Annotated in this window: 25 protein-coding genes, 3 tRNA genes and 1 pseudogene; 7 read left to right on the top strand and 22 right to left on the bottom strand. The window is 49.0% G+C overall.

The genetic code is table 11. The annotated features are described in order from the left end of the window. Positions 1 to 64: 64 nt before the first annotated feature. Both OGW13_RS13250 and azuC read right to left on the bottom strand, forming a co-directional pair. Positions 65 to 316 carry a DUF2766 family protein gene (locus OGW13_RS13250; RefSeq protein WP_043000319.1) on the bottom strand — a complete coding sequence of 84 codons (252 nt, stop codon included), beginning with the start codon at positions 314 to 316 and terminating at the stop codon, positions 65 to 67. A gap of 120 nt (positions 317 to 436) precedes the next feature. Continuing rightward, positions 437 to 523: a stress response protein AzuC gene (gene azuC / locus OGW13_RS13245; RefSeq protein WP_086513008.1), complete on the bottom strand. Its 87-nt coding sequence runs from the start codon at positions 521 to 523 to the stop codon at positions 437 to 439. Between the two features lie 267 nt (positions 524 to 790). Between azuC and OGW13_RS25880 the strand changes: the two are divergent. After that, a pseudogene (locus OGW13_RS25880) lies at positions 791 to 967 on the top strand (hypothetical protein); the annotation flags it as partial. Positions 968 to 1,014: 47 nt separating this feature from the next. Here the strand turns inward: OGW13_RS25880 and OGW13_RS13235 are convergent. Continuing rightward, positions 1,015 to 1,653, bottom strand: a complete 639-nt coding sequence (locus tag OGW13_RS13235) for an RpiB/LacA/LacB family sugar-phosphate isomerase (RefSeq protein WP_044264808.1) — start codon at positions 1,651 to 1,653, stop codon at positions 1,015 to 1,017. 259 nt (positions 1,654 to 1,912) lie between these two features. Here OGW13_RS13235 and OGW13_RS13230 point away from each other — a divergent pair, with 259 nt between their 5' ends. Together OGW13_RS13230 and ftnA are read left to right on the top strand one after the other, a co-directional pair. Continuing rightward, a complete protein-coding gene (locus OGW13_RS13230; RefSeq protein ID WP_043000316.1) occupies positions 1,913 to 2,248 on the top strand; it encodes a YecR-like family lipoprotein in 336 nt (111 codons plus the stop codon). 182 nt (positions 2,249 to 2,430) lie between these two features. Beyond that, entirely contained in the window at positions 2,431 to 2,928 is a 498-nt protein-coding gene (ftnA, locus tag OGW13_RS13225; RefSeq protein WP_042318344.1) for a non-heme ferritin, read from the top strand. A gap of 34 nt (positions 2,929 to 2,962) precedes the next feature. On the opposite strand, the gene OGW13_RS13220 is transcribed toward ftnA, so the two are convergent. Continuing rightward, positions 2,963 to 3,202: a YecH family metal-binding protein gene (locus OGW13_RS13220; protein ID WP_043000315.1), complete on the bottom strand. Its 240-nt coding sequence runs from the start codon at positions 3,200 to 3,202 to the stop codon at positions 2,963 to 2,965. A gap of 191 nt (positions 3,203 to 3,393) precedes the next feature. Between OGW13_RS13220 and tyrP the strand changes: the two genes are divergently transcribed. Further along, a complete protein-coding gene (gene tyrP, locus OGW13_RS13215) occupies positions 3,394 to 4,605 on the top strand; it encodes a tyrosine transporter TyrP (RefSeq protein ID WP_043000314.1) in 1,212 nt (403 codons plus the stop codon). 27 nt (positions 4,606 to 4,632) lie between these two features. Here tyrP and OGW13_RS13210 read toward each other — a convergent pair whose 3' ends face one another. The 4 genes from OGW13_RS13210 to OGW13_RS13195 all read right to left on the bottom strand — a co-directional run bounded on the left by OGW13_RS13210 (position 4,633) and on the right by OGW13_RS13195 (position 7,263). Continuing rightward, positions 4,633 to 5,298, bottom strand: a complete 666-nt coding sequence (locus OGW13_RS13210) for a YecA/YgfB family protein (protein ID WP_044266969.1) — start codon at positions 5,296 to 5,298, stop codon at positions 4,633 to 4,635. Positions 5,299 to 5,409: 111 nt separating this feature from the next. Then, positions 5,410 to 5,874 (bottom strand): YqeJ family protein, encoded by a 465-nt coding sequence (locus OGW13_RS13205; protein WP_061069997.1) that lies wholly within the window; start codon positions 5,872 to 5,874, stop codon positions 5,410 to 5,412. Continuing rightward, the gene (locus OGW13_RS13200; protein WP_052443914.1) at positions 5,871 to 6,644 is read right to left on the bottom strand and encodes a winged helix-turn-helix domain-containing protein; all 774 of its coding nucleotides are present in this window, start codon (positions 6,642 to 6,644) and stop codon (positions 5,871 to 5,873) included. Before OGW13_RS13200 ends, OGW13_RS13205 begins: the two co-directional genes overlap by 4 nt. A gap of 106 nt (positions 6,645 to 6,750) precedes the next feature. Beyond that, entirely contained in the window at positions 6,751 to 7,263 is a 513-nt protein-coding gene (locus tag OGW13_RS13195; protein WP_043000311.1) for a LuxR C-terminal-related transcriptional regulator, read from the bottom strand. A gap of 710 nt (positions 7,264 to 7,973) precedes the next feature. Here OGW13_RS13195 and OGW13_RS13190 point away from each other — a divergent pair. Further along, on the top strand, positions 7,974 to 8,336 hold the full coding sequence (locus OGW13_RS13190; protein WP_043001899.1) for a RidA family protein: 363 nt from the start codon (positions 7,974 to 7,976) through the stop codon (positions 8,334 to 8,336). Between the two features lie 112 nt (positions 8,337 to 8,448). Here OGW13_RS13190 and OGW13_RS13185 read toward each other — a convergent pair whose 3' ends face one another. From OGW13_RS13185 to uvrY, 10 genes are all read right to left on the bottom strand, one after another. Then, complete coding sequence (locus OGW13_RS13185) at positions 8,449 to 9,069, bottom strand: LysE family translocator (RefSeq protein WP_080343234.1); 621 nt, start codon at positions 9,067 to 9,069, stop codon at positions 8,449 to 8,451. Positions 9,070 to 9,152: 83 nt separating this feature from the next. Then, complete coding sequence (locus tag OGW13_RS13180) at positions 9,153 to 9,959, bottom strand: AraC family transcriptional regulator (protein ID WP_287116201.1); 807 nt, start codon at positions 9,957 to 9,959, stop codon at positions 9,153 to 9,155. Between the two features lie 181 nt (positions 9,960 to 10,140). Beyond that, positions 10,141 to 13,200 (bottom strand): autotransporter outer membrane beta-barrel domain-containing protein, encoded by a 3,060-nt coding sequence (locus tag OGW13_RS13175; RefSeq protein ID WP_052443913.1) that lies wholly within the window; start codon positions 13,198 to 13,200, stop codon positions 10,141 to 10,143. 597 nt (positions 13,201 to 13,797) lie between these two features. After that, positions 13,798 to 14,712, bottom strand: coding sequence for an alpha/beta hydrolase fold domain-containing protein (locus OGW13_RS13170; RefSeq protein WP_130097202.1), 915 nt, complete (start codon positions 14,710 to 14,712; stop codon positions 13,798 to 13,800). 208 nt (positions 14,713 to 14,920) lie between these two features. After that, positions 14,921 to 15,007: transfer RNA gene (locus tag OGW13_RS13165), tRNA-Leu, on the bottom strand. A 12-nt stretch (positions 15,008 to 15,019) separates the two neighbouring features. Beyond that, positions 15,020 to 15,093, bottom strand: a tRNA-Cys gene (locus OGW13_RS13160). A 48-nt stretch (positions 15,094 to 15,141) separates the two neighbouring features. Beyond that, a tRNA-Gly gene (locus OGW13_RS13155) sits at positions 15,142 to 15,217 on the bottom strand. Positions 15,218 to 15,367: 150 nt separating this feature from the next. After that, positions 15,368 to 15,916, bottom strand: coding sequence for a CDP-diacylglycerol--glycerol-3-phosphate 3-phosphatidyltransferase (gene pgsA / locus OGW13_RS13150; RefSeq protein WP_042318323.1), 549 nt, complete (start codon positions 15,914 to 15,916; stop codon positions 15,368 to 15,370). Between the two features lie 56 nt (positions 15,917 to 15,972). Further along, positions 15,973 to 17,805: an excinuclease ABC subunit UvrC gene (uvrC, locus tag OGW13_RS13145; protein ID WP_287116200.1), complete on the bottom strand. Its 1,833-nt coding sequence runs from the start codon at positions 17,803 to 17,805 to the stop codon at positions 15,973 to 15,975. Further along, positions 17,802 to 18,458 (bottom strand): UvrY/SirA/GacA family response regulator transcription factor, encoded by a 657-nt coding sequence (gene uvrY, locus OGW13_RS13140; protein WP_043000305.1) that lies wholly within the window; start codon positions 18,456 to 18,458, stop codon positions 17,802 to 17,804. The genes uvrC and uvrY overlap by 4 nt, the downstream gene beginning before the upstream one ends. Before the next feature lie 393 nt (positions 18,459 to 18,851). On the opposite strand from uvrY, the gene OGW13_RS25875 reads away from it, so the two are divergent. Then, the gene (locus OGW13_RS25875; protein ID WP_418219740.1) at positions 18,852 to 18,899 is read left to right on the top strand and encodes a hypothetical protein; all 48 of its coding nucleotides are present in this window, start codon (positions 18,852 to 18,854) and stop codon (positions 18,897 to 18,899) included. Between the two features lie 19 nt (positions 18,900 to 18,918). Beyond that, positions 18,919 to 19,143, top strand: coding sequence for a DUF2594 family protein (locus OGW13_RS13135; RefSeq protein WP_042318315.1), 225 nt, complete (start codon positions 18,919 to 18,921; stop codon positions 19,141 to 19,143). A 66-nt stretch (positions 19,144 to 19,209) separates the two neighbouring features. Here OGW13_RS13135 and sdiA read toward each other — a convergent pair whose 3' ends face one another. The 4 genes from sdiA to dcyD all read right to left on the bottom strand — a co-directional run bounded on the left by sdiA (position 19,210) and on the right by dcyD (position 22,585). After that, positions 19,210 to 19,932 (bottom strand): quorum-sensing transcriptional regulator SdiA, encoded by a 723-nt coding sequence (sdiA, locus tag OGW13_RS13130; protein ID WP_043000304.1) that lies wholly within the window; start codon positions 19,930 to 19,932, stop codon positions 19,210 to 19,212. Positions 19,933 to 20,166: 234 nt separating this feature from the next. Continuing rightward, positions 20,167 to 20,919, bottom strand: coding sequence for an L-cystine ABC transporter ATP-binding protein TcyN (gene tcyN / locus OGW13_RS13125; RefSeq protein ID WP_043000303.1), 753 nt, complete (start codon positions 20,917 to 20,919; stop codon positions 20,167 to 20,169). Then, the gene (gene tcyL, locus OGW13_RS13120) at positions 20,916 to 21,584 is read right to left on the bottom strand and encodes a cystine ABC transporter permease (protein WP_042318310.1); all 669 of its coding nucleotides are present in this window, start codon (positions 21,582 to 21,584) and stop codon (positions 20,916 to 20,918) included. Before tcyL ends, tcyN begins: the two co-directional genes overlap by 4 nt. 14 nt (positions 21,585 to 21,598) lie before the next feature. Then, on the bottom strand, positions 21,599 to 22,585 hold the full coding sequence (gene dcyD / locus OGW13_RS13115; RefSeq protein WP_287116199.1) for a D-cysteine desulfhydrase: 987 nt from the start codon (positions 22,583 to 22,585) through the stop codon (positions 21,599 to 21,601). Positions 22,586 to 22,602: the final 17 nt, after the last annotated feature.

Below are 22,602 nucleotides of genomic sequence, written 5' to 3'. Positions count from 1 at the left end.
CTGATGCCTCCACTTTGGGAGGCATTGCAAAAAGTATTTCTATAATATAAAACAATGGCTTATTTTAGTGCGCTTCGCCCTGCGGCGTGAATTTCAGTTCAATCAGTGCGATCGCTTTCTGGATAGCGCGCCGCGTGACGGGATCGGCAGCTGCGGGATGCGTTGAAAAATCAATGTTTTTCAGCTGGCTGGTCATTTTTTCGCGAACTTCAACGGGAGCAATCACGTCGAGAACATCGAGAATTTGTTTGATGACGAGCTGGCAGGCGACAACGTCAGAGACCAGTTCCTGATCGGCATTCAGCGGTTGGGACATAGCAGGCGTTCCTGTTAGTGATGAAAGACCGTCATAGTACCGATTCAGAGGCCGAAACGATAGCCACACCTGACGCCGCGGACGACGGGTATAAAAAAACCTGCCGAAGCAGGTTTTTTATCAGCGGAACATATCGCCCGGCGGTACGTCTTTAAACGTTTTGCAATAATTTTCAAACATGCTTTTCAGGATTTTGCGCAGTTTCATGCCATGACTCCAACTATTTTGTTATGCAGGTGTTATCGTCTATGCGCATATAGTATGACCGTCATCACAAAAATCAACTACTTTGTGATTTGCATCACGTTTTATACTTAACACATTCTTTGCATTTACGACTGTTTCACCAATAAATCAATTACTTACATCAATATCAGTTCTGGTGAATTTTTATCGTTTTTTTTGAATGGCAAGTGCACGATGCAAGAAACTCGAACCACAGAAAGCAAACGAGGTATCTCTTCTGCCACCCAGATCACCTTCAGCACGCCTGTCTGGCTTATTTTGCTGGTGCTGTACCTCGGGATTCAGTTTAGCGACATCAGCTTTCGTCTGGTTTTTGTGGTCATCGCGCTTATCTGCCTGACTGGCATGGTGGAGACGTTACGACTGGTGAAAGAGGCGGGCAGCGCGGTGTCTGCCAGGAAGTAAAGTGGAAAGCCGGATGCGCATTACGCCCTCCGGCTTGTCAGCAAAAATTAGCCGAGGATTTCGCGAACGAACGCTTCAATCTCTTTGCTCTGGCCATTTTCAAAGAAGCATTGCTGGAAACGCTGACCAGAAACTGCCGTCTTCACCAGTTCCGGATCGATTGCACGCAGCGTATCAAGATAGTTGTCTTTAACGACCGCCGCTTTGACCTGGTTAAGGATCCCGGCGTTACGCACCTGCGGTTCTTTACGCTCTGGCGGGTAACCTTCGCCATTGCGCCCCGTAAAGGCTTTCTCGAAGATAAAGCGCACGTTCAGTTCTGCCCCCCAGCCAAACCCTTTCGCAAACGGCAGAGACAGCGCATTACCGTTGTTAATCTGCGCGAACAGGAAGGCATCCGCCGGATCAATGCAGTAGCCACACACCACGCCCGGATGAATATTCAGTGACATCAACGCGCCCTGGCCTGTACCACAGCCGGTCACCACAAAATCAACCGCTTTTGAATTCAGCAGAATGCTCGCCATGATGCCAAGATGGATATAGGTCAGGTGGTGGTCATTCTCGTCGTTCATCCCGACGTTGAATACCGGAAAACCCTTTTCATCCGCCACCGCTTTGAGCTCGCGGTGAATGATGGCGTTTTTACCCGCCTGGCTGTTTTCCATCATCAGTGCAATTTTCATTCTGTCTTCTCCTGAATGCGATGCGGGAAGTCCCGCCTTGAGTCATCACGATACCGCACAGTACTACTTAGCAAACATACTTTCAAATTTTATGAAAGATGGTTTTAAAAATGAGGGATAGCTTCACATTTTCTTAAGGTGACCGCAAAATGACCGCCGTCGTGTGAATTAGTCATTGCTGATCTATAAGTTATTCAGGCCATTGAAACGCTGATGTGTGAATTAGGATAGCGTATCACCGAACATTCAGAGCGATACCATGAAGACTCTTTTTATTGCCCTCTCACTGATACTCCTGACGGGATGCGCGATCAACAGACAGGCACAGGTGAGTGATGCCAGCGCGACAACCGGCGTTGTGCGATTGAGTTACGATCAGGCGATGCTGCAAAACGCCTATACCGACGACTATATCGCCCAGGGCACCGCCACACGCGCGTGTCAGCAACTAGGCTATGCCAGCGCCCTGCCATTCGGTCAACCCGTCAGCACCTGCAGTGTTTATGCAGGCTCCCTGTGTATGAACACGAAAATTACACTCTCCTGGCAATGTCAGGGCATCGCCATATCGCAAGCAGCACCTCATTATTATTAATTTACGGGCCAGTATTAACTGGCCTGATTTATCCCGCGCTAATTATTTTATAGCGCAAATGCGTTTTATTCCCATTCGTATTTTTAATAATTAAATTTATTATTTTACCTTTTGCAAATATTTAAATAACAAATTATAGTGACGCCACATCAACATATTTATGAATTTTGTGGAGCGAAGTCATGCTGAAAACAGAAATGATCGACAAACTGAATGAGCAAATGAACCTGGAATTATATTCCTCCCTGCTCTATCAGCAGATGAGCGCCTGGTGTAGCTACCACAGCTTTGAAGGTGCCGCCGCGTTCCTGCGTCGCCACGCGCAGGAAGAGATGACGCACATGCAGCGTCTGTTTGACTATCTGACCGATACCGGCAGCCTGCCGCGCATTAATACCGTCTCATCGCCTTTTGCTGAATATGCATCGCTGGATGAGTTATTCCGTGTGACTTACGAACACGAACAGTTGATCACCCAGAAAATTAACGAACTGGCGCATGCCGCAATGACTAGTCAGGATTATCCGACCTTTAATTTCCTGCAATGGTATGTTGCCGAACAGCATGAAGAAGAGAAATTGTTTAAATCGGTGATTGATAAATTAACGCTGGCAGGAAAAAGCGGCGAAGGTTTGTATTTTATCGATAAAGAGCTGTCGACGCTCGATACCGCAAATTAATCATAAAACGGTGAGGAAATTCCTCACCGTTTTCTTAATGACGGCATATCTTGCTTTCGTGCGTAGAGAAACCGTCATCCTGAGCGATAAATTTCCCTTTCGCCGCCAGAAACGCCACCAGTTCTCCCGCCGTCATGCCCGACGCTGAGCAAGTATGAAAACGCGCCGCTTCGCCAAACCGCGCCTTAATCGCAGCTTCGAGGCTAGCCGTAGAATAGTTCTCGCCTGACTCAATCATCATATTCAACACTTCGTGACCGTGAACAGAATCCATCATTCCTCCTCAATAAAGTGCGTAGCCTACGGCGAAACGGCATCCGCTGCTTTGCGCCAACGCAGGTTGCGCTCATTTAGGGTGTAAATATTTTTATACAGTCGATGTAACGGTCATTTGACGAAAATAGCGTTTTGCCTTACCCTGCGCCGCAGATCTAACCGTTGTTTTTCTCTGGGACAGTGTAAAGCGTGAAGAATAGAACTCTGGGAAGTGTTTTCATCGTGGCAGGCACTACGATTGGCGCAGGGATGCTGGCGATGCCTTTGGCGGCCGCCGGGGTCGGTTTTGGTGTCACTTTAGCGTTATTGATTGGGTTGTGGGCATTGATGTGCTACACCGCGCTGTTGCTGCTTGAAGTGTATCAGCACGTCCCGGCTGACACCGGTTTAGGGACGCTGGCTAAGCGCTATCTGGGACGCTATGGTCAGTGGATAACCGGCTTCAGTATGATGTTCCTGATGTATGCGCTGACCGCTGCCTATATCAGCGGCGCGGGTGAGTTACTCGCCTCCAGTATCAGCGACTGGACCGGAAGCGAAATGTCCCCCACCGCTGGCGTATTACTGTTCACCTTTGTTGCCGGTGGCGTCGTCTGCGTGGGCACCTCGCTGGTCGATTTGTTTAACCGCTTTCTCTTTAGCGCCAAGATTATTTTCCTGGTCGTGATGCTGGCGCTGCTGATGCCGCACATTCATAAAGTCAATCTTCTGACCCTGCCGCTTGAGCAGGGGCTGGCGCTTTCGGCTATCCCGGTCATTTTCACCTCTTTCGGCTTTCACGGCAGCGTCCCCAGCATCGTGAGTTACATGGAAGGCAACATCCGCAAACTGCGGTGGGTATTTATTATCGGCAGCGCGATTCCGTTAGTGGCCTATATTTTCTGGCAACTGGCGACGCTCGGTAGCATCAACTCCACAACGTTTATGGGACTGCTGGCAAATCATGCCGGGTTGAATGGTTTGTTGCAGGCGTTACGGGAGGTCGTTGCCTCGCCGCACGTTGAGCTGGCGGTGCACCTTTTTGCTGACTTAGCGCTGGCAACCTCTTTCCTCGGCGTCGCTCTGGGGCTGTTCGATTATCTGGCCGATCTGTTTCAGCGCCGCAATACAGCCGCTGGCCGGTTGCAAACGGGTGCAATCACCTTTCTGCCACCGCTGGCTTTCGCCCTCTTCTATCCACGTGGTTTTGTGATGGCGCTGGGCTACGCCGGCGTCGCGCTGGCAGTGCTGGCGCTGATCATCCCTTCACTGCTGGCATGGCAGAGTCGTAAACAGAATCCGCAGGCGGGCTATCGCGTACTGGGCGGACGCCCCGCGCTGGCACTAGTGTTTACCTGTGGCATTGTGGTGATCGGCGTACAATTTCTGATTGCCGCCGGACTGCTGCCCGAAGTGGGATAAAGAAAAGGGGCGTCAGCCCCTTTCTTTTCAGTGCAGACAGCACTGCTTGTATTTTTTACCGCTTCCACACGGGCATGGATCGTTGCGGCCGACTTTCACTTCCACTTTCACTGGCACCTGCACTGGCGTTTCCTGCGGGTGCGCCATCCAGTATGCATGGAGATCCAACGCTGCCAGGCGGATCGCCTCAACGCTTTCTTCAAACGCTTCCGGGGTGAGTTTCTCAACCACCTCGAAATTCTCTTCTGCACCGTGCAACGCAATGGCGTCAAGAGCGGGTTTCAGTGTATCCGGTAGCGCGGACCAGTCGGAAAGCGCAACGCCGCGCATGTAGCCGAAGCACCACTCTTCCACAATGGTAATCTCGCGCCCTTCAATTTCGCGCAGACCAAACAGCGGTTCAAACTGTTCCGGGAAATCATTCAACCGGTCAGCGGTGTCCGCCATATGCTGGAAAGCGAGATTCATAAAACGCGTCATCTCTTTTTCAGAGGACCAGCGCGGCACATATTGCGCCCCACCCCATACGGCAACCAGCCACTGCTCTGGCTCAATTTCACGTGGTGAACTGAGTACAGCCGTCAGCAGTCCATCCAGTTCTGCCACGTCAAGAATGGCATGTTCGGTGTTGTACTTGGTCAGCACATCATCCAGCCACTCCAGTTCACTTTCGTTCAACGGTCCCGTTTTCATCATACTTGTCCTCGGTAAACACTCTCGCCAGCGGCTATCTTACATGGCGAACGAGGAAACGGATACTGATTGCCGCGTGGGACACCTCACATAGGGTACCCATTCTCCTCATCATTTCTTTCTGCAAAACAGATACGGCACATTGGCGTTTGAAAAGACATACGCAGATTGATACTCATCCACGGTCAGGGTCAATTCACCACCTTTCTTCAAAAAGAATGGAGATAATATCTTTTCGAGTTTTTCATCCGTCACGGTATCGGAAAAGGTTTTGACAATGCGTACTGTATGTAAAATCCGCGTTCTGAACTGCTGGGTATAGTTAAAATAGACCAGCCGATTGACATTAATCTTTGTCTCGCCATCCACTTTACCCGTAATGACGGCCAGCCCTTCTCGCTTGTGCATCTGATAGGAAACCACGCCAACGAAACGGGCATCACCAACATTCCAGTCAGCATCACCAATACAATCCAGGTATGACGGTTTGAATAGCAGATATAACAGGTAAACACCGGAAATCACCGATGTGCTGAACAACCAAATCAGGAGTAATACAACCGTATTTTTACTCATTGGTGTAAATTCCAGAAAAAATGAGATGAACAAAATGCCTCAGTGTCAGATCGAACATCTTTGTTGCACACAAAAGCCACAGCACGTCCGGTGTTGGCGTAGTCAGAGAGAAAGATATAATTGTTGTCCTGGCAAAAGTTCGGATATTTTTTTATCAGCGCAGCGTAATTATCAGTGACCGACTGCGTCACTTCATAATAGACATGGCAGCGATTATCATTTTTCTTATCCATGTGCAGGGCCACAAAATTCTGAAATGGCATTTTCAATCGATTCTGATACATAAACATGCAGTTTATTATCGTCACAATAAAGAAAAAGGATATTCCAATGCGTAGCCCGCGGGATTTGTTCGGTAGAATGCTTGCGGTGCATTCTTTTTCACTGGTTAGCGTTTTGATTGATGAATTTTCTGAAATAGCAAGATTCTGAAGAGGAAACGGTTCAATCACAATATCTGATGATAATGTTAGTCCTTGACGGGAAATAGTTTTTACCATATGTCTTGGTAATCCTATCTCTTCCAGTGTCTTACGTAATGTTAAAATAGTCTGATAAAACGTATTGGGCAGGGTCACAACATCACGCGCTTTCCAGCCTTCGTTTACCAGTTCTTTTTGCGCGATGACCCTACCCTGATTCAAAATAAGATAAAGGAAACATGCCGTGGCGGGTTGCTGTAAATAAACAACCTCTCCAGTTGATTGATTTTTCAGGCTTCTGGTCTGCGGATTGAACTCTACTGTTCCATTAATTAAGTACAATATCATCGCGATGTCCTTTGGATAATTCCCGTTATCCCCCTAAAATGGTTCTTCATCACCGTGTCGTCCCCTGGACATGTTGCCCAATGGAATAATCGATAATTCTTAAAGCCTATGGCAAAAATGTGATACTGCGTTCACAGGAATATTTGGCTCTGAAGACGCACCAGTTGCGCATAACCTGAAGAAACAATGCAATATTCTTCATATTCATTTTCCGCAACGCTCTTAACTGACTATTGCTGATAGCTCCCTCGCTGAGCAGCATGTTTCGTGCAATGGCACGCTTTCCGAGTCCCGCCAGATAATATTCAATGATTATCCGTTCCCTGTTCGACAATGATCGGGTATGCAGAGGGATCCGCTTATTCTGCTTTAGCTGATCCAGTACGTAAAAGTACTCCGTTAAAGGCGCATTTCGGGTCAATGAATAGCATCGTAGTTGTGTAAAATGCGTTAACGTATCCATTGTATCCGCACGCAGACATTCAATACTGTTTGTAATATAAACAGTACCACCTCCTGGATCAAAAACAACAATCTCAGGTGATTTATCAAGACCAGTAAAGAACAGTATTTGCTGCAGACCAGCAATAAAGTACTGATCATGTGAAAATATATGCATTATTCGTTAACTCCACTTGTAACAGCGATATTTCCAGGATTTGAAATTGCATGCTAAATTCATCTATTACAACATTATATTTTTACCGTTTCCACAGAGTCGATTCCTTTCGCCTGGCGATACATTCCTGAAAATTAATTGAAAAATTCAAACAAAACCACAATAAAGACAACTACCGTCTTTATGATATTGATTATTGCTGTAAATATCTTAAACTGTCATTTTAAATAGCCTTAAACGACCTTAAATGAAGAACATCAGACATCTCAAGTAAAAATCATGTTTGTAACCGTATGATTTACAATAAGATAAAACAAAAACATTAAACTGTCAGCACACAATAAAATCATATTAAAGGAATATTGATGAGTGATGCAGTCCTGAGATCACCCGTCTCATGCAATGACGCCGGGATAAGCAGCCTGAGTTTCTCACTGACCATAAGAAGTTTAAATACGTTACTCATTCTTTACACCGAATGTTACTTACTAAAAATAATGTTATTTTCTTACCTGGATCGAGAAGCCTCCCCTCTGGAGAAACGCATTAACCACGTCGGAGTATTTATAAAAAATGATAAAAAAATCTTTAAGGACATTTGACCTTTTTTATTTCTCATCTTTGAAATATCCCTTTATCATGAGAATGTCTGAGGCTAGTATGGTGACAGAAACGACCCCATGTAAAACCAAAGGATAATGACTTACATTATGACGACGATTACAAGGCATGAAATAAATGAAGACTGGGCGCTTGCCGGAATGGTTGAGGCTGGCGGTTTTATCTTTGTGAGTTACTGTGTTGGAAATATCGGACAACCCATTGAGGCACAAATCAATGGCGCGTTTGATAATCTGAGTGAAAGGCTAAGCACTATCGGCCTGACGCTGCAGTCAGTCGTGAAAATTGATGCGCTGTTCCGCGACGTGTGGGATATTCCGGTGATGGAGAACGTCATGAAGCAGCGCTTTGATGGCCAATTTCCGGCCAGAAAATCCATTCAGACTGAATTTGCTCATCGCGGAGGCACATCAGGAATGTTGTTTCAACTTGACGCCATTGCTTGCCGATAATATCCCATCCTATTACAGAGCGTTCTTGCGGCGTAATGAATAAACTCACCGCAAGAGCAATTCTCAGGAATAACCTTCCCACAGACATAGTATGCCATAGACCTGACTCGCGCTACCCACGCTGGGTTAACAATAAATTCACCGCCAGACTCACAAAACCACATGAAAACAGGATCCGTAGTCCCGACAAAATCATCGGGTGGTTTAATACCTTCGTGCGCATAAAGGATGAAAAAACACCATACAACATGAACACGAGCAGCGTCATTAACATGAAGATCAGACTCAGTATTAACATATCGGTTGCCGGTGCGGTTGATGTGGTTTGAATGAATTGAGGAAGGAAGGCCAAAAAGAACAGTGACAACTTGGGATTTAACAGATTGATAAATATCGCGTGCAGGATCACTTTTACCCTTGACTGAGAAATGTCGCAATCATCCGGTTGTAATGTTGATTTCTCTTTTATGATATTCCACGCCATATATAACAGCCACACGACCCCGGCATATTTGATGACGGTAAACGCCATTTCACTGGAGTAGAAAATGGCGGCTAATCCCGTGATGGCGGCCAACATATGCGGAACAATCCCCAATGTACATCCCACGGCAGCCAGCAAACTCATCGCTGTCCCCCGCGACAGCCCCATCGCGATGGTGTAGATAGCACCGGTTCCCGGCGAAATAATCACAATCAAAGAGGTTAATAAGAATTCGATACTGATTAGCATGGCGTTATCTCTGGTAAACACAAAACAGGAGAGGCAGTGTTTATCAGGATACCCCTGCAGATCTTGTAGAAAATTGCAGACGGTTAATCCACCATCGCGGAACGATATTGCCCCGGCGTGATGCCTGTCTGTTTCTGAAATGCATGAGTCAGATGGCTTTGATCGGAAAAACCAGCCATTAATGCAACATCAACCGTTCTCTTGCCCTGTGCCAAGAGTTTTTTTGCCAGCCGAACTCTGGACTGTAAAAGATAAGCATGCGGCGTCATCCCCACCTCCCTGGAAAAACGGCGAATGAGCTGGAATCGGGAGATGTCACACAGACTGGCTAATCTTGTCAATGTCATGTTCTCCTCCGGGGCATCATCAATGAACTCTTTTACCCGTCGTACTGTCGGAGAAGGCAGAATACGCGGTGCGGCAGAAAGGGTGTGGTGCCGTCCAGCCTGCATAAGGCAACGCATGATCATCTCTTCAATCGCCATAGCATCAGGATCATCGGCAGCCAGCTGATGAAGATACTGCCTAATCATCAGACCAAGAGTAGGATCGCTAGCCACAGGCTTCAGGGTTAAATCACCTGTGGGTATGTCGGTATTCCATTCTTTTATAAAGACGTCAGGATTGATGTACAACATGTGCCAGCCCCGCGGACCCGTAGCGGGGATCCCGTCGTGAATTTCGCCGGGATTGACCATGATGATATCCCCTGTTACCGCATTTACATTGCCGATATTACTCCATGAGCGATGGCTTCCCTGGATGAAAACCCCAATGCCGAATTGATCATGAGAGTGACGAGGGAACGCGCGCGCTGAATATAACGACAGTATTTCAACATCAGGTATCACACGACGGTACTGCTTCACCTGATGAACGTCTTTTTTCATGGTCGTTTTCTCATGGTCATGGAGGGAGATAAACATCGATTCTCTCAAGATACCCTCTGAAACGAAGACAGACGACCCATCTTTTGTAATTAGCTGGAACAGACTCGACTCAGGCCCGAATAAAAAAGGAGCAGATTTTACCCTGCCCCTCACCCTTCTCATGGAATATCCAGTCCCATGCTTACCAGTTGTATTTCACACCCACCATGCCCTGGGCATTGCTGTAGTGGTCGCTCCCCACTTGCCCGGAGATATTTCCCCAGACCGTCAAGCGAGAGGAGAGTTGTCCTTCCACACCAATTTTCAGTTCTGCCAAATCTTTTACTCCCTGGACGTCATTTGGCATCTCACCCATGGTCACTCGCGGGCTGTGTGAGTTGTGGATCCAGTTCGCTTCAACAAATGGCTGGATGCCTGCCATCTTGTCCTCTTCGACGGTGGGTTTACGATTGACGTATGCTCTGACACCCAGACTGGTCATCAGATTACCAGTGCTATCCGCCTTCACCGGCGTGCCATTACGTTCCCGATGATCGTCCGCCTGCACATCCATCCAGACGATCTGAGCTTTGGGCTGGATCCAGTAGGTCAATTGCTGACTTTCTGCAACCTTCAGGCTGTAACCCGCCTCAACCGCAGCCGTGATGCCTTTGGATTTATACGTTTCACTTGCCTGATACTGACCATTGACGGTGTTATCAAACCAGTTATAGAGCATCCAGGTGTCCACATAGCTTCCGGATTGATCAGGTTCGTTGGCATACCAGGTACCATACAGACCCACACTGTAACCGTCGACCGAACCACGGGAATGATGGTTATTTAACGCTGATGTGGTGCGGCTACGGCTGTTGGCATAACCCGCCATTAGCCCAAGATGCCAGCGGTCCAGACCATCTGAACTCCACTGCGCCAGATCGCCGCCAAGTTGCAGCACATAACTATTGCTCTGGGTTTTTAACTGTTCGCTATCGTCGTTAAAGCGCGTATGACTTCCCACGTTGCGTATCCACATGCTGGTAGTTTTACTCTCACCAGTTAGCGCATCGGTATACTGCGTTTCGCCAAGACGATCGTGAAGCCGCGAAATGAACAGGGTATTGGCAGCCAGGTTATTAGCCAGATAACTGCCAAATTCCGGGCGAATCTGTGAAGGACCACCAGGGTGAACCGGTGCCTGCGGGATTTCTGGCGAAGCTGGCACGCCCGGGTCAACGGGGTCACTCAGCCCCCCAGTGCTGCTTAAATACCAGTTGCTGCCGCGCCGGATCACATTGTAATCATACGCACCGGCAACAATGCGACTCTCTTTCTCGAAAGTCCCACTGGAGTTTCCTGCAACATTGACAATTTCAATCCCTTCGACCGTCTGCGCGCCCATGCCACCAATATTATTGATTGCCACCAACGTGTGGCCGGAGGTATTTCCCTCTACGATGAGTTTGTCCGTTGCGGAGTTATCCCCTCCGAGTACCGTGTTCATCATCAGGGTGCCACCGCCGGTATAATCGCCTTCCACAGTCAAAGACTTAAACGCGCCAGTATTGCCCGGCGCCAGCATATTCACTCGCCCGCCCGACAGCGACAGGTTAGTGACATGCGAATTGCCAGTCATGTTCCATACCGCGCCGTTAGTGATATTCATGTCTACGACACCCTGGCTGGTCGACGTTGTTGTTGCGGTATAACTGGCCGCGGTTAACCAGGAGTTGGCATTATTGAGGGTCATATTCAGCGTACCGCCGTTTGTCGCCCCAATATCGCCGTCAATCTGAACGGTTCCGGTTTCTGATGTGTTCACATCAATCAGGCTTCCATCGCCTGATGAGAACAGCGACCAGGTTATCGCAGGATTATCATTGATAAATAACCCTTTCTGAATGTCCGCTTTGCCTCCGGCAAGAACTTCAATCCCGGAAATATACTCCGCCTGAGAACCTGAAGTGGAAACCGTCAGGTCATCCTGAAATTCAGCATAAGTCGTTTCTTCGGGACTGCCATAAAGATAGACACCCCGAGTTGTATCCACGCCGTTTAATACGGAAATAGACGTTCTCCCTTTGAAGAGGGCCTGACTTTCCCACAGGTAGAGTCCCGTGTTGTAATATCCCCCGTTGCTCTGGAGTTTGAAATCCGCATTGGCGATTAATGATGAGGTATCCATCAGCGCGACGCCTCTAAGCCAGTGCCCATCTAACCATCCAAGATATTCGTGTTCATATTCACCACGCGTACCGAGTGGCGTCAGGTTTTCACCAATCAGGGTCGTGTCGCTGTTAAAGACAAAATCTGTCGAGTTAGCAGAAAGAATGTCCCCCCCAACATTGTCACCAAAAAGATTGTCTATATCTCCATGGACAATGGCTTCAATGAGCGTAGTGCCGGTGAAGGTGAAACGCGAGCGGGTGAGGTAATCGCTACTCACTCTGGATAAAATACCCTGGCTGCTTTTCAGATGGATGAAATTTGCTTCCAGATTCGCGCTGTTGACGACATTATTGGCCATCGGGTAATTAGCCGATCCTGCATCTCTCCCGACCATGATTGCAGATTCATTTGTATCAATCAGAATGTTATCCGCCCTGACGTTCACTGAACTGCCCCCGGCTATTAATATCCCGATGCGTCTGTCAATCGAGTAACTCCCCGGATCGCCATCAACATTGATGTAAAACAGCCCTCCGTCAAAATTCAACTCTCCCCCATAAAGACCAATACCATGGCGGTGCGTAGAAACCTCATCGGCCAGAGGCACGAGCACAGAGAGATTGATTTTATTTTCACCATCGCTCTCAAAATTTAGTACCCCTCCAGGCCCGGCGAAGAGGCCATAGATATCGGAATAGCTGTCTTTAACAACATTGCTGACAACAACATTGCCTCCGGTAAAGGTCATCGTTCCGCTAAGTGTTCCTCTTTTCCAGGCATAAACCGCAGAACTGTTATCAACGGGATTATTATTAAACCCTATAATGCTCAATGTCTTGCCCTGAGCAATGTCAATATTCATCCTGCCATTAGTCGTATTAAGTATTGAACGCTGGTAATAAAACATTCCGGTATATCCGCTGGCATCCAGCAACACATCACCCGCCGTTACGGTATGATCACCCGAAGCAATCTGGTTTATGCCGGTGGTGTAATTCCGGCTGACTAATTCTTCCGTGTAGACAGGAAAAGCAACTATAACGGTACAACCTGAAGCTGCTAATAATATCTTTTTCAATATCCCTTGAATCATTTGTCTGTCCTCCTGATAAGCATTTTCATTGCCAGTGTCGCTGCGATAACGTTTTTCCCCAGAAAGAAAATTTCCCGGCTAATGATTTTAAATAAAACAATAACACTATCTCCTCACTACGATATATTTCATCAATACCAGGTTCTTAATAACAGCGTATAACCTTGCTAATTAAGATAATTAGCATCCAATTCCCATTATTCCGATTTATTAAAAACCAATACTCCTGATAAGAATTCTCTTTGTTTTTAAAAGAAATATTACTTTTCAGGCGTCATATAAAAGCCGGTAGAATCTAAAATTAGATGCACAGAAAGCCACCAAAACTGTACGTTTCAGAATAATGGCCTTCATGTTAAATGATAAAATACTCTCGTAACATCAGATGATTTCATCTACTGAAAGATGAAGAATAGAAATCACCCGTATTAAATATAGCCAGAAAAATGCCAAATGTATAGAGCTATTTATTTGTGAAAATATCATTCTATTTTTATCATTGACTTGTTAAATAGGGACTGGATTATTCCTGGTTTTTTACAGACCCAATATATCTCTGTTGCGTATTATATTGACGCGCTTTGTTTGAAGTCCCCTCTACAACGCCTCAAGCGGCTGCGAATGAATAAAGGAAGCAATTCGGCGTATTGCGCGATTTGCTTCCGGTATCTTGTCTGCGGATGACTGGAATACGTGCCACATACCTTTCCACACTTCAATTTGAACGTTAACACCGGCCTCTGTGGCTAGTTTCGTCAGGCGGATCGCGTCATCGAGAAGTAATTCATCGCTTCCTGTCTGTACCAGGAGAGGGGGAAGTCCGGTCAGATCGCCAAAAAGAGGAGAAACCAGCGGATTTGAGGTTTCGGCATCAGAACAATAGTATGCGACGGTTTGCCGCAAATCCTCAATAACGATCAGCGGGTCCTTATCTGCACAGGAAGAGATGCTGTCGCCCGATAAGGTGTAATCAAGCATCGGAGATAATAAGAAACCGGAATGCGGCAACGGAAAATTTTCACTTTTGAGTAGCAGGAGCAGAGATAAAACCAGCCCTCCACCGCTTGAGTCACCGCCAAGAATGATCTCATCAGGCCGATACCCCTGCGCTAATAGCCACTGCCACGCATATTTGGCATCCATCAAACCGGCGGGAAAGGGATTTTCAGGAGCTAATGAATAGTTGAGCGTGAGGGCATTCACGTTTGCACAATGGACAATATGTCCAACCAGTTTCCGGTGTGTGATGCTTGATCCCTGACTGTTACCTCCGCCATGAAGGTACAGAATAACTTTCCGCTTTTCGGCCTGCGAATGTCGCACCCACTCCGCTGAAATACCCTCTTCATCAATTTCTTCTGTGCTGACATTTTCGGGTAACGGAACATTCATTGCCCCTTCTTCCCATACTCTTCTTTGCTCATGAAGAGGCGTGTTAAGCACGAAATCTACATTGCTTGCGTAATTCCTGAAAAGTGCGTCTCTTTTGCGCTTAGCTTCAATGCTTAACATGATGTCGCCTCACTGCGAATCGCCAGACTGGAGATCAGTATACAGAAAACGCGTTCGGTTTCAGCACAATACACCATGAACTCTCGTCCATGAAATGACGCCCACAGACGGTTACCAGACAATCTGGAGGCAAATTTCAGACACAAAAAAACCACCCGTAGGTGGTTTCACGACACTGCTTATTGCTTTGATTATTCTGCTTTTCCCATGGTACCCGGAGCGGGACTTGAACCCGCACAGCGCGAACGCCGAGGGATTTTAAATCCCTTGTGTCTACCGATTCCACCATCCGGGCTCGGGAAGAAAGTGGAGGCGCGTTCCGGAGTCGAACCGGACTAGACGGATTTGCAATCCGCTACATAACCGCTTTGCTAACGCGCCTTAAATCTTGTCTTGCGACTGACACCCGCAACTGCCGATGTCTTAATCTGGAGCGGGAAACGAGACTCGAACTCGCGACCCCGACCTTGGCAAGGTCGTGCTCTACCAACTGAGCTATTCCCGCATCATCAAGTAAATCGTTAATCACTTGATTTTACTATCGTCTGGCAATCTGTGCTGCCGTTCGATGCGTTGCATTCTACTTACCTGACGCAATGAGTCAACGATATTTTTCGCCACTTAGGATCGTTTGCTGAAATTTACGGCGAAACGATCACTGATCAAGCAAATCCCCACGCGCGGCGTTCAAATACTGGAACATTGACCACAGCGTCAGGACCGCAGCGACGAAGAACAGTGCAATCCCCGCGTACTCCACCCAGATATTCGGACGCCACAGCAGCCAGGCCAGCGCTGCCATTTGCGAGGTGGTTTTGACTTTGCCGATCCAGGAGACCGCCACGCTGCTGCGCTTACCCAGTTCCGCCATCCATTCACGCAGCGCGGAAATGATGATTTCACGTGCAATCATCGTGGCCGCGGGCAGCGTCACCCACCAACTGTGATAGTGCTCGGTCACCAGTACCATCGCAATTGCCACCAGCACTTTATCCGCAACCGGGTCGAGAAACGCACCAAAACGCGTACTCTGGTTCCAGCGACGCGCCAGAAAACCGTCAAACCAGTCGGTCACCGCAGCGATACAGAAGATCAGCGCAGCAACGAACGGCGCCCAGGTGAATGGCAGATAAAACACCACGACAAAGAATGGGATAAGTATGACGCGAAACAGCGTAAGCAACGTTGGAATATTAAATTGCATAGTGACGGGTAACTATCTGTTGTCAGAGAATTTACCCCTATGTTGCTACAGCGGACTCAATGTTTCAACGACCAGAAGATCTTTTCTGCCAGTCCTTGCGAAATACCCGGCACTTTTGCAATTTCTTCAACGCTGGCGTTACGTAATCCTTGCATACCACCCATATATTTCAACAACATTTGGCGACGTTTCGGTCCAACGCCTTCGATGGTCTCCAGCGTACTGGTGTTTTTCACTTTCGCCCGTTTTTTACGGTGGCCGCCAATGGCATGATCGTGGGACTCATCGCGGATATGCTGAATCACATGCAATGCCGGCGAATCCGGCGGCAAGCTAAATCCCTCACCTTCCGGTTCAAAGAACAGCGTTTCCAGACCGGCTTTACGGTCAGCGCCTTTTGCAACACCTAACAGCAGAGGGTGGTTTTTATCCCAGGGGACATCCAGCTCGGCGAAAACGGCCTTCGCCTGCCCCAGTTGCCCTTTTCCGCCGTCGATCAGGATCACATCCGGAATCTTACTTTCTTCGATGGCTTTACCATAACGGCGACGCAGTACCTGATTCATTGCCGCATAGTCATCGCCCGGCGTGATACCGGTGATATTGTAGCGACGGTATTCCGCACGCAGAGGCCCGTTCGCATCAAAGACCACGCACGATGCCACCGTCTGTTCGCCCATCGTGTGGCTGATGTCAAAACATTCCATCCGTTTTACAGCTGGCAGCTTCAGCACGGTTGCCAGCGCCGTCAACCGTTGGGTAATGGTCGACTGCTGAGAGAGTTTCGTGGTCAGCGCCGTGGCGGCATTGGTCCGCGCCAGTTTCAAATAACGTGCGCGATCGCCGCGGGGTTTGGTCTGCACATTAATACGACGCCCTGCCAGTTCAGAAAGCGAATCGGCCAGCAGCGTTTTGTCGTGCAGATTGAAATCCAGCAGAATCTCGCCAGGCAACGTGCGCATCTGGCTGCCCTGGAGGTAGAATTGCCCGACGAAGGTTTCTACCACTTCGCCCAGTTCAGTCCCTCCCGGCACTTTCGGGAAATAACTACGGCTGCCCAGCACTTTCCCCTGGCGGATAAAGAGCACATGGACACAGGCCATCCCGGCATCAAACGCAACGCCGATCACGTCCAGATCGTCCCCCGCGTTGGAAACGAACTGTTTCTCCGTCACCCGGCGCACGGCCTGGATCTGATCGCGTATACGCGCAGCCTCTTCGAACGCCAGATTTTGACTGGCTTTCTCCATCCGCGCGATCAGTTGAGTTAAGACCTGGTCATCTTTACCGGATAAAAACAACCGAACATAGTCAACCTGCTGCGCATACTCTTCTTCACTCACCAGGCCTTCGACGCAGGGCCCCAGGCAACGGCCGATCTGGTATTGCAGACAAGGGCGCGAGCGATTGCGATAAACGCTGTTTTCACACTGACGGATCGGGAAAATTTTCTGTAACAGCGCCAGCGTTTCACGGACGGCATAGCCGTTGGGAAACGGGCCAAAGTATTCGCCTCGGGTATGTTTCGCGCCACGGTGCATAGCCAGCCGGGGATGCGTATCCGCGCTGAGAAAAATAAAGGGATAGGATTTGTCATCACGTAACAGCACGTTGTAACGCGGCTGATACAGCTTGATATAGTTGTGCTCGAGCAGCAACGCTTCCGTTTCGGTGTGCGTCACCGTCACATCGATTTGCTGAATGAGCGCAACCAGCGCTTCGGTCTTACGCGAAGCCAGGTTGCTGCGGAAATAGCTGGAAAGCCGTTTTTTCAGGTCTTTCGCTTTACCCACATAGATAACCGTACCACCGGCATCATACATACGATAAACGCCGGGTTGACTGGTTACGGTTTTTAGGAACGCTTTCGCGTCAAACTGATCGCTCACTGGCTTGTTAACGTCTCCGCATTACACAGGCCATGGCGAATTGCCAGGTGAGTCAGCTCTACATCACCATGAATGTTTAGTTTACTGAACATACGGTAGCGATAGCTGTTCACCGTTTTAGGGCTGAGATTCAACTGCTCGGAAATCTCATTCACCTTCTGACCTTTAGTGATCATCAGCATAATCTGCAATTCGCGCTCAGACAAACTGGCAAACGGGGTTTCCGTTTTTTCGGGTTCAATCTGGCTTAATGCCATTTGCTGGGCGATGTCAGAAGCAATGTAGCGCTGCCCGGAATAAACCGAGCGGATGGCACTTACCACTTCCTGAGGCGCAGCGCCCTTACTCAGGTAACCTGCGGCTCCGGCCTGCATCACTTTTGCCGGCAACGGGTTTTCCGTGTGAACGGTCAACATAATCACTTTAATATCGGCAGTTGAACGCGCAATTTTGCGCGTGGCTTCAAGGCCACCAATACCGGGCATGTTCATGTCCATCAACACGACGTCGACGGTGTTGGCGCGACACCATTTAACGGCATCCTCACCGCAACCTGCTTCACCGACAACTTTTATACCCTTTATATCTTCAAGAATGCGTCGTATCCCTGCGCGCACCAGTTCGTGGTCATCAACAAGAAGAACGTTGATCAAAGGAATATCTCCAGAATAGGGATAACGCTACTGATAGTGGATCGCCACTATATTAGCGGGTTTTATCTCAACTTTAAAACGTAAAAAACGTCCGGTAACCGATTTTGCTCTCGTTTTCGGAAATTAGTCTGTACGCTTTGTGGAAACTTAGGCTAAGAACAGCCAGTTACACGCACTATTTCGGGAACGAGGTTTCACAATAGTGACAAAAACTCGCTTTCTCTCGCCTAAATGCTAAATAGACAGGTAAGTTTGTAACAATAATTAACGAGTAAAATACTCGGAATAAACAATAAGTGAGGAAAATATAGACTTCTTATGTTGTTGTTTAATTTAACTCCGCTGGTGTGATTTCCGATCGAAAAACAACCACTGCTATTTTTCCCTCAGCTTATGGTATACTCCGCGGCCTTAACATTTATCATCGCAAATTTTTACTGAAACATTACGAGGAAAATAAATGAGTACGCCTGATTTTTCCACTGCCGAGAATAATCAAGAACTGGCTAATGAAGTCACCTGCCTGAAGGCGCTGTTAACGCTGATGCTGCAAGCCATGGGCCAGGCGGATGCGGGCCGCGTGATTCTTAAAATGGAAAAACAGATCGCGCTGGTCGAAGACGACGCGCAGGCTGCAGTATTTTCCAGCACTGTTAAGCAAATTAAACAAGCTTACCGTCAGTAAAGAAAAACCGGCTGAGAGCAGTGCTTTCAGCCGGTTTATCGTCTGCCACGCAGAACGTTTATTGTTTCAGATAAGCCCGGTCGCCGCGGCATAGCACGCAATCTGCGTCTTATTCGGCGCGTTAAACTTCTTCTGCATATTCTTCTGGTGAAAGTTAACGGTATTTTCTGATATCGACAGAATCATCGCAATTTCAGCTGAAGTCTTCCCTTCCGCCGTCCATTTCAGAATCTCTTTTTCCCGTTTGCTAAAGCGCATTTCCGGCGCCATCACCATTTCATCTTCGAGTCGGGAAAGTGCCGTTAAGCTTTCGCGCACCAGCAACTGCAGTTTCAATTCGACTTCATCGCCCGCAAACGGCGTATTACGCAGGCTTGACCGTGAGACCGAGAGAAAGCCTAATGCGCGATTTGGCAGCATGAGACATTGCGTGACGCCTTTGCGTAATCCGTGTGAACGAGCAGCATCCCACATCGTCTGCGCGTCACTGAATAATGCGTCATTCCAGGGCAGATGTCCCTGGATGAAGTTTTCCGGCTTCAGCACAGGATCAATCGCGAAATAGTTTTCCGCCTGATATTGCGAAACCCACGCATCGGGATAAGTGGTATGAAGGGAAATTTTAGGACGCGTGAACGGAACCGGATGCCTGACACACAGCGCGTAATAATCAAATTCCAGCAATAGTGTCTGCTGCTGTAATTCGCTGTAGACGTCTTCTGCGCAAGTCATTTCGTGAAAGCGTAACAGCATCGTCCGTCGCCAAGTAAAGAAATCTAAATCCTGCATACTCAGTATTCGCACCCTTGAGAGTGATAATCATTTTAAATGTGAGAAATAACCTATCACATAAACATACGGTAGATGTATAAAATATCGGTCAGGGAGCAGATTACTTGAGCGTTGTTTCAGTTCGCGTATTTTGTCCAGGGAAATACGTTCATCATCATGCGTCTGGTATTACTATTTATGCATCTCCACTCGGCCGAAATGGGATAATCCCGGACGAGTGGAGAAAACCAATCATTGCAGCAGAAACTTCTCAAGAAACTGACGGGTTCTCGGTTGCTGTGGATTGGCAAATAGCGCTTTGGCTGGCCCCTGTTCCACAATGCGCCCCTGATCCATAAATATCGCCCGGTCCGCAACATCGCGGGCAAAGCTCATTTCATGGGTCACAATCACCATGGTGCGTTTTTCCTGCGCCAGTTGACGGATAGTGCTCAACACCTCGCCCACCAGCTCAGGATCGAGCGCAGACGTCGGTTCATCAAACAGAATCACTTCCGGACGCATGGCCAGCGCACGGGCAATCGCCACTCGCTGCTGCTGCCCGCCGGATAAGCGCCGCGGGTAGCTGGTCTCTTTCCCGGCCAACCCCACTTTCGCCAGCAGTTCCCGCGCCCGCGCCATCGCCTCTTCTTTGCCCTCGCCTTTCACGATAACCGGACCTTCAATGATATTCTCCAGTACCGTGCGATGGGGAAAGAGATTGAAGCTCTGGAACACGAAGCCCACATGCTGGCGCAACTGGCGAATCAGCGTTCGTTGCTGACCGAGCGATCGCGCCGTATCAATGGTGATATCACCCACGGTGATCGTACCCGCTTCCGGTTGTTCCAGCAGGTTAATACTGCGCAGAAGCGTCGTTTTTCCCGACCCGCTGGGACCGATGATCGCGACCACCTCTCCCGCCTGCACTTGCAGATCGATGCCGTGCAGCACCGTCTGCCCATGAAATTTCTTGACCAGGTTTTTTACGTCGATCGCACTCATTTCGGCTCTCTCTCCTGGCGGTTCAGTTGATTTTCAAAGTAGTTCTGCAATGAAGACAGCACGGTTGCCATGATCCAATAGATCAGCGATGCCGCCAGATACATGGTGAATACCTCCAGCGTGCGCGAGGTGATCAGCTGCGCCTGACGGAACAGTTCTGGCACCTGGATGGTGGCCGCCAGCGACGTGTCTTTCACCAGACTGATAAAACTGTTGCTCAGCGGCGGCAGCGCTACCCTGGCAGCCTGCGGTAAAATGGCGCGACGCATTGTCTGCCACGGCGTCATCCCGATACTGGCAGCCGCTTCCCACTGTCCTTTGTCAATCGATGAAATCGCCGCGCGCAGCGTTTCCGCGGCATAGGCCGCCGTATTGAGCGACAGGCCAATCATTGCGGACGGCACCGGATCCAGCTCAATACCAAACTGCGGCAGACCGTAGTAGATCATAAACAGTTGTGCGATAAGCGGCGTACCGCGAAAAATAGAGATATAGAAACGCGCCAGCCAGCGCAGTGGCAGCAGCGGCGACAGGCGCATCAGCGCGAGGATAAATCCCAGCAGCAGGCCGAAGAACATCCCGCCAATACTGAGTTGCAGCGTAAACACAGCCCCTTTGAGCAGATACGGCAGGGAATCAATAACCAGTTGGATACTTTCTTGCATGAGCTTATCCGAAATTACACGTGTGGATGGTAGGCAAACAGCGCAGGCGCCCCACCAGTATGGATAAAGAGAATCGGGCCTTCGTCTTTAAAGCGTTTCTGGCTGATTCCGTCAATCAGTCCGGCCATCGCTTTTCCGGTATAGACGGGGTCGAGAAGGATCCCTTCCAGACGCGCCAACAACTTCACGGCTTCCATCCCCTCTTCATTTGGCGTGCCATAGCCTGGGGCATAGTAGTCATCCCACAACAAAATCTCCGCCGCCGCTGTCAGTTCCAGTTCTCTGGCAACAGCCTGTTGCAGCGCCACCACTTTCGGTTTTTGATCGGCTACGCTGCGTGAAACGGTTACGCCAATCAGATCCACATCCGGCATCAGTTGTTCCAGCCCAACCGCCAGCCCGGCGTGCGTTCCTGCACTGCCAGATGCTACCACCACCGAAGAGAGCTGCACCGCGCCTTCACACTGCTGAGCGATTTCCAGCGCGCTTTCAACATAGCCTAATGCCCCCAACGCGTTTGAACCACCAACCGGTATAATGTAGGGACGAAAGCCCTGCGCTTCGATTCGGGTGGCCAGTTCTTGCAATTGGGCATCCGGTGCATGTAGCGCATCGCACATCTCAACCTGTACGTTGAACAGATCCAGCAGCAGTCGGTTGCCATTGGTGAGATAGTTTTCCGCCGTGGTGCCAATGGGGTTTTCCAGCAGCGCCACGCAGTGCAGTCCCAGCTTCGCGGCGACCGCCGCCGTCTGACGCACGTGGTTAGACTGAATCGCGCCTGCCGTGATCAGCGTATCAGCGCCTTCACGCAGCGCATCTGCGGCCAGGAACTCAAGCTTGCGCAGCTTATTTCCGCCCATCGCCATCGGTGTGACGTCATCGCGTTTGATGAAGATATCCCGTCCCAGGTAGTCAGAAAAGCGCGGCAGGTATTCCAGCGGCGTCGGCGCAGCGATAAATTCCAGGCGCGGAAAGCGTGTCAGGTTGTGCAGTGGCATAAAGCCTCCGATTATTC

Source organism: Citrobacter sp. Ca225, assembly GCF_030337175.1.
GTDB lineage: Bacteria > Pseudomonadota > Gammaproteobacteria > Enterobacterales > Enterobacteriaceae > Citrobacter_A > Citrobacter_A amalonaticus.
The sequence above is the reverse complement of the archived record's forward strand: the minus strand, read 5'-3'. Positions and strand labels throughout refer to the sequence as shown.

What these genes read in the sequence shown, in the direction of transcription:
- OGW13_RS13235 (WP_044264808.1), bottom strand. Translation starts at nt 1,653, where the DNA reads ATGAAAATTGCACTGATGATGGAAAACAGCCAGGCGGGTAAAAACGCC.
- sdiA (WP_043000304.1), bottom strand. Translation starts at nt 19,932, where the DNA reads ATGCAGGATTTAGATTTCTTTACTTGGCGACGGACGATGCTGTTACGC.
- OGW13_RS13210 (WP_044266969.1), bottom strand. Translation starts at nt 5,298, where the DNA reads ATGAAAACGGGACCGTTGAACGAAAGTGAACTGGAGTGGCTGGATGAT.
- tcyL (WP_042318310.1), bottom strand. Translation starts at nt 21,584, where the DNA reads ATGCAAGAAAGTATCCAACTGGTTATTGATTCCCTGCCGTATCTGCTC.
- OGW13_RS13230 (WP_043000316.1), top strand. Translation starts at nt 1,913, where the DNA reads ATGAAGACTCTTTTTATTGCCCTCTCACTGATACTCCTGACGGGATGC.
- tcyN (WP_043000303.1), bottom strand. Translation starts at nt 20,919, where the DNA reads ATGAGTGCGATCGACGTAAAAAACCTGGTCAAGAAATTTCATGGGCAG.
- OGW13_RS13175 (WP_052443913.1), bottom strand. Translation starts at nt 13,200, where the DNA reads ATGATTCAAGGGATATTGAAAAAGATATTATTAGCAGCTTCAGGTTGT.
- azuC (WP_086513008.1), bottom strand. Translation starts at nt 523, where the DNA reads ATGAAACTGCGCAAAATCCTGAAAAGCATGTTTGAAAATTATTGCAAA.
- OGW13_RS13205 (WP_061069997.1), bottom strand. Translation starts at nt 5,874, where the DNA reads ATGAGTAAAAATACGGTTGTATTACTCCTGATTTGGTTGTTCAGCACA.
- ftnA (WP_042318344.1), top strand. Translation starts at nt 2,431, where the DNA reads ATGCTGAAAACAGAAATGATCGACAAACTGAATGAGCAAATGAACCTG.
- OGW13_RS13200 (WP_052443914.1), bottom strand. Translation starts at nt 6,644, where the DNA reads ATGATATTGTACTTAATTAATGGAACAGTAGAGTTCAATCCGCAGACC.
- OGW13_RS13190 (WP_043001899.1), top strand. Translation starts at nt 7,974, where the DNA reads ATGACGACGATTACAAGGCATGAAATAAATGAAGACTGGGCGCTTGCC.
- OGW13_RS13185 (WP_080343234.1), bottom strand. Translation starts at nt 9,069, where the DNA reads ATGCTAATCAGTATCGAATTCTTATTAACCTCTTTGATTGTGATTATT.
- OGW13_RS13220 (WP_043000315.1), bottom strand. Translation starts at nt 3,202, where the DNA reads ATGGATTCTGTTCACGGTCACGAAGTGTTGAATATGATGATTGAGTCA.
- OGW13_RS13170 (WP_130097202.1), bottom strand. Translation starts at nt 14,712, where the DNA reads ATGTTAAGCATTGAAGCTAAGCGCAAAAGAGACGCACTTTTCAGGAAT.
- pgsA (WP_042318323.1), bottom strand. Translation starts at nt 15,916, where the DNA reads ATGCAATTTAATATTCCAACGTTGCTTACGCTGTTTCGCGTCATACTT.
- dcyD (WP_287116199.1), bottom strand. Translation starts at nt 22,585, where the DNA reads ATGCCACTGCACAACCTGACACGCTTTCCGCGCCTGGAATTTATCGCT.
- OGW13_RS13135 (WP_042318315.1), top strand. Translation starts at nt 18,919, where the DNA reads ATGAGTACGCCTGATTTTTCCACTGCCGAGAATAATCAAGAACTGGCT.
- OGW13_RS13250 (WP_043000319.1), bottom strand. Translation starts at nt 316, where the DNA reads ATGTCCCAACCGCTGAATGCCGATCAGGAACTGGTCTCTGACGTTGTC.
- OGW13_RS13180 (WP_287116201.1), bottom strand. Translation starts at nt 9,959, where the DNA reads ATGAAAAAAGACGTTCATCAGGTGAAGCAGTACCGTCGTGTGATACCT.
- OGW13_RS13195 (WP_043000311.1), bottom strand. Translation starts at nt 7,263, where the DNA reads ATGCATATATTTTCACATGATCAGTACTTTATTGCTGGTCTGCAGCAA.